This is a genomic window from Xanthovirga aplysinae, from assembly GCF_009711365.1.
Lineage (GTDB): Bacteria > Bacteroidota > Bacteroidia > Cytophagales > Cyclobacteriaceae > Xanthovirga > Xanthovirga aplysinae.
Window position 1 is genome coordinate 1 of record NZ_SMMB01000781.1, and the last position, 3,934, is coordinate 3,934.

A 3,934-nucleotide genomic window follows, 5' to 3' on the forward strand; every position below is an offset into this window, starting at 1 on the left:
GCAAACATAATTATCATATCATAAAAGATAACAAATCCTACAAGGCGGAACTTGTAAATGCCGATAAGAACACCAAAAGCTTTCTTTTCAAGATCAACGGAGAGCAAATTGAGGTAAACGTGAAGGATCGTTTTGATTTATTACTGGAAAAACTGGGAATGAATGAAGCGGCTGGCAGTAAAGTTCATGAATTAAAGGCGCCTATGCCTGGCCTTATCCTAGATATTCTCGTAAAAGAAGGAGAAGAATTACAAAAGGGAGATCCAATATTGATCCTGGAGGCAATGAAAATGGAAAATATTATAAAATCCCCAGGGAATGTAGAGATCAAAAGCATAAAAGCGAAAAAAGGAGAAAGTGTAGAAAAGAACCAACTTCTAGTAGAATTTTAAGCTAATTGGTTACAAATCAATTCCCACATATTATATTTGCACGATTAGGCAAACTTTTTTAGGATGGAATACAAAAGAATTCTTCTCAAGCTCAGTGGGGAAGCCCTAATGGGAAATCAGCAATATGGAATTGACTCAGACCGCCTGGAACAATATGCGCAGGAGATCAAAAGAGTCCATGAGCTGGGCATAGAAATTGCCATTGTAATTGGCGGGGGAAATATTTTTAGAGGAGTACAAGCCGAAAGCGCCGGAATGGATAGGGTTCAGGGTGATTACATGGGAATGTTAGCCACCGTAATCAACGGAATGGCACTACAAAGTGCACTGGAAAAGGCTGGCTTATATACCCGCTTGATGTCAGGGATAAAAATGGAACAAGTTTGCGAGCCATTTATCCGAAGAAGAGCGGTTCGACACCTGGAAAAAGGAAGAATTGTCATATTTGGTGCCGGAATCGGAAACCCTTATTTTACGACAGATTCCACTGCCAGTTTGAGGGCCATTGAAATTGAGGCTGACGTAGTACTAAAGGGTACACGTGTGGATGGTGTGTATACAGCGGATCCTGAAAAAAATCCGGAAGCGACGCGATTCTCCAATATTTCCTTCCAGGAAGTGTACCAAAAAGGCCTTCAGGTAATGGATATGACTGCATTTACCCTTTGTCAGGAAAATAAATTACCTATCATTGTTTTTGATATGAATAAATCAGGCAACCTGGTAGATCTGATCAAAGGCCAGGATGTTGGAACTTTAATTACCTAAGCATTTTATCTTTATTAAAATGGAAGAAATCGAACTATACCTTGAAGAGGCCAAGGAATTAATGGAAAAGGCCATTCATCATACCAGCAATGAGTTATTAAAAATTCGTGCCGGAAAGGCCATGCCTAATATGCTGGACGGGATTCATGTGGATTACTATGGAACACCTTCCCCTATTGCTCAGGTGGCTTCTATTAATACCCCTGATGCTCGTACTTTGGTCATTAAGCCGTGGGAAAAAAACATGTTGAATGAAATCGAAAAAGCGATTATCAACAGTGATCTGGGCTTAAACCCTCAAAACGACGGAGAAATTATTCGACTTAGTATTCCGCCATTAACCGAAGAACGAAGAAGGTCTCTGGTAAAGCAGGCGAAAGCAGAAGCTGAAAATGGAAAAATTCGAATAAGAAACATTCGAAAGGACACTAATGATTCTTTAAAGAAATTGCTCAAAGAAGGGGCTTCTGAAGATGCAGTAAAAACTGCTGAGGAGAAAGTACAAAAATTAACCGACCAGTATACTTCTAAAACTGATGAAGTATTGGGTAAAAAGGAGTCTGAAATTATGACCATTTAAATTTTTGTGAAGAGTTAAGAGTGAAGGAATTTTTCTCAATTGTTCACTCTTAACTTTTTACTATTTATATAATTTCCTGGCATATATGTGCTCAGCCACTTTTTCAGGAACCAGATAATTAACCGATTTACCCTCCTGAATAGCCCTACGAATAAAGGTAGCGGAAATATCCACCATAGGGGCATCCACCATCTTCACATGGGGGTGATTTTTCAATTCTATAGAAGCTACAGCATTCGGCCTGGGATACACATACAATTCATAGAGCTCCAAAATCTTTTCCGCATTTTTCCATTTAGGAAAACTCTTTAGATTATCTTCTCCTATAATTAACTTAAATTGATGTTGGGGAAATTTTTCCGATAAATAAGTTAAGGTATCAACCGTATAACTAGGACGAGGCATGTGAAACTCCAAATCGGAAGCTCTGAAATTAAAATTGTCCCCAATTGCCAGCTCCACCATTTCTAAACGGTCAAATTCATGCAATAGGGCTTTACTCTTCTTAAAGGGGTTTTGGGGAGAAACAATAAACCACACCTGCTCAATTTCAGTATTATCTAACATGGCCTGAGCAATCATCAAATGCCCTAAATGAATGGGGTTAAAAGAGCCAAAAAATAGTCCGATATTCATAAAATACTAAGATCAGTACGAACTTAAAATAAGAAAGCCCTGAAATTACAGGGCTTCGCTTACAAATTTAGTATAAAATATTTAGTTCTCCTTAAATTCATCATATAAGGTCTGGGCCTTCTCCAAAGACTCATCCAAAGACTCATTTAAAAGGGTTACATCGAACTTATTCTCAAATCCCAATTCAAATTTGGCTTTAAACACCCTTTGAGAGATACTATGCTCGGAATCCGTTCCCCTATCGTTTAAACGGGACTTCAACTCTTCAATAGAAGGCACTTTTACAAAGACAGCCAGAGCTTTATTCCCAAAATATTCTTTTAGGTTTAGTCCTCCTTTCACATCCACATCGAAAATCACATTCTTCCCTTCATTCCAAATGCGATCAATTTCAGATTTTAAGGTCCCGTAAAAGTTCCCTTGATAAACCTCCTCCCACTCAATAAATTCCTCTTTTTCTATTTTAGAACGAAATTCTTCAGGTGTTAAGAAGTAATAATCTTTGCCATTCTGCTCTTCACGGCCCCTCTTATCGCGAGTACAGGCAGAGATTGAGAAACCCAGGTCCGGATTATTGGCAATCAAATGTTTAACAATAGTGGTCTTACCCGACCCTGAAGGAGCCGAAAAAATAATAACCTTCCCTTTTTTTTGCATATTGCTTTTAAGCTGTTGTGTGTTTTATTTGTAATTTTATAGAATTGACCAATCCCTTCGGCAAAGGTTTTTTCTCCAATTTGACCTGCAATGCATCTTTAATGGCCTGCTCTAAACGGAGCATTTGCCGACATTTCGCACACTTTTCCAAATGATGGTTCAGCTGACTCTCCTCTTCGGGAGAAATCTCTCCATCCAGTTGTTGGTGAATTAATGGCAAGAAAGTTCTAACCTCCCCACAACTCACTTGGCTGATTTCATTGCTCAGCTCCTCTTTCCTAGTTTGTCCAATTACTGCCATAAGCCTATTAACTTGTTTATTTATAACCCATCGATTGGGCGTAATTCCACAATTTTTCTTTCAATAAATTTCTAGCCCTGTGAAGTCTTGAGCGAACAGTCCCTATTGGAATGTCCAATATTTTTGCCATTTCTTCATAAGTGAACCCTTCCAGGTCGCATAAAATGATCACTGTCCGGAAATCTACTGCTAAAGAGTTAAGGGCAATCGAAACCTCATCCCCAATCATATCTTGGACGGTTTCTACCCGCAGATCGGTTGTAATGGGCTCATCCACTTCATCAGAGTTATAAAAAGTCTCCACCTCCTGATAATCCACTTTGGAGGGTTCTTTACTTTTCTTTCTGAAATCATTGATAAAGCTGTTCTTGAGTATTCGAAACAACCAAGCTTTCGCATTAGTTCCCTCCTGGAAAGAATCTATGAAACGAAAAGCCTTTAAATAGGTTTCTTGTACCAAATCTTTAGCATCATCTTCATCAAAGGTCAGCCGATATGCAAAATTATACATAGAATCGATATGCGGAAGAAACTCTTCATCAAAGATTTTGACTTTCTGCTTTTCCGAATAGCGCTTACGTTCCGTATCTGACATATTTC

Annotated in this window: 7 protein-coding genes; 3 read left to right on the forward strand and 4 right to left on the reverse strand. The window is 38.7% G+C overall.

Annotated features, from left to right (window positions below; translation table 11 throughout):
- The 3 genes from E1171_RS05585 to frr form a co-directional block, all read left to right on the forward strand.
- The coding region (locus E1171_RS05585) for an acyl-CoA carboxylase biotin carboxyl carrier protein subunit (protein ID WP_155204908.1) at window positions 1-392 on the forward strand (392 nt) is incomplete at its 5' end.
- 63 nt (window positions 393-455) lie between these two features.
- The gene (gene pyrH / locus E1171_RS05590; protein ID WP_155204911.1) at window positions 456-1,160 is read left to right on the forward strand and encodes a UMP kinase; all 705 of its coding nucleotides are present in this window, start codon (window positions 456-458) and stop codon (window positions 1,158-1,160) included.
- Between the two features lie 19 nt (window positions 1,161-1,179).
- Window positions 1,180-1,740 carry a ribosome recycling factor gene (gene frr, locus E1171_RS05595; protein WP_155204913.1) on the forward strand — a complete coding sequence of 187 codons (561 nt, stop codon included), beginning with the start codon at window positions 1,180-1,182 and terminating at the stop codon, window positions 1,738-1,740.
- A 60-nt stretch (window positions 1,741-1,800) separates the two neighbouring features.
- On the opposite strand, the gene nadD is transcribed toward frr, so the two are convergent.
- The 4 genes from nadD to E1171_RS05615 all read right to left on the reverse strand — a co-directional run bounded on the left by nadD (window position 1,801) and on the right by E1171_RS05615 (window position 3,929).
- Entirely contained in the window at window positions 1,801-2,376 is a 576-nt protein-coding gene (gene nadD / locus E1171_RS05600; RefSeq protein ID WP_155204915.1) for a nicotinate (nicotinamide) nucleotide adenylyltransferase, read from the reverse strand.
- Between the two features lie 81 nt (window positions 2,377-2,457).
- The gene (gmk, locus tag E1171_RS05605; protein ID WP_155204917.1) at window positions 2,458-3,033 is read right to left on the reverse strand and encodes a guanylate kinase; all 576 of its coding nucleotides are present in this window, start codon (window positions 3,031-3,033) and stop codon (window positions 2,458-2,460) included.
- A gap of 7 nt (window positions 3,034-3,040) precedes the next feature.
- Window positions 3,041-3,334: an anti-sigma factor family protein gene (locus E1171_RS05610; protein ID WP_155204919.1), complete on the reverse strand. Its 294-nt coding sequence runs from the start codon at window positions 3,332-3,334 to the stop codon at window positions 3,041-3,043.
- 16 nt (window positions 3,335-3,350) lie between these two features.
- A complete protein-coding gene (locus E1171_RS05615) occupies window positions 3,351-3,929 on the reverse strand; it encodes a sigma-70 family RNA polymerase sigma factor (protein WP_155204921.1) in 579 nt (192 codons plus the stop codon).
- Between the last annotated feature and the right edge of the window lie 5 nt (window positions 3,930-3,934).

Excerpts from the sequence above, each read along its gene's own strand:
- E1171_RS05615 (WP_155204921.1), bottom strand. The coding sequence starts at position 3,929 with ATGTCAGATACGGAACGTAAGCGCTATTCGGAAAAGCAGAAAGTCAAA.
- E1171_RS05610 (WP_155204919.1), bottom strand. The coding sequence starts at position 3,334 with ATGGCAGTAATTGGACAAACTAGGAAAGAGGAGCTGAGCAATGAAATC.
- gmk (WP_155204917.1), bottom strand. The coding sequence starts at position 3,033 with ATGCAAAAAAAAGGGAAGGTTATTATTTTTTCGGCTCCTTCAGGGTCG.
- nadD (WP_155204915.1), bottom strand. The coding sequence starts at position 2,376 with ATGAATATCGGACTATTTTTTGGCTCTTTTAACCCCATTCATTTAGGG.
- frr (WP_155204913.1), top strand. The coding sequence starts at position 1,180 with ATGGAAGAAATCGAACTATACCTTGAAGAGGCCAAGGAATTAATGGAA.
- pyrH (WP_155204911.1), top strand. The coding sequence starts at position 456 with ATGGAATACAAAAGAATTCTTCTCAAGCTCAGTGGGGAAGCCCTAATG.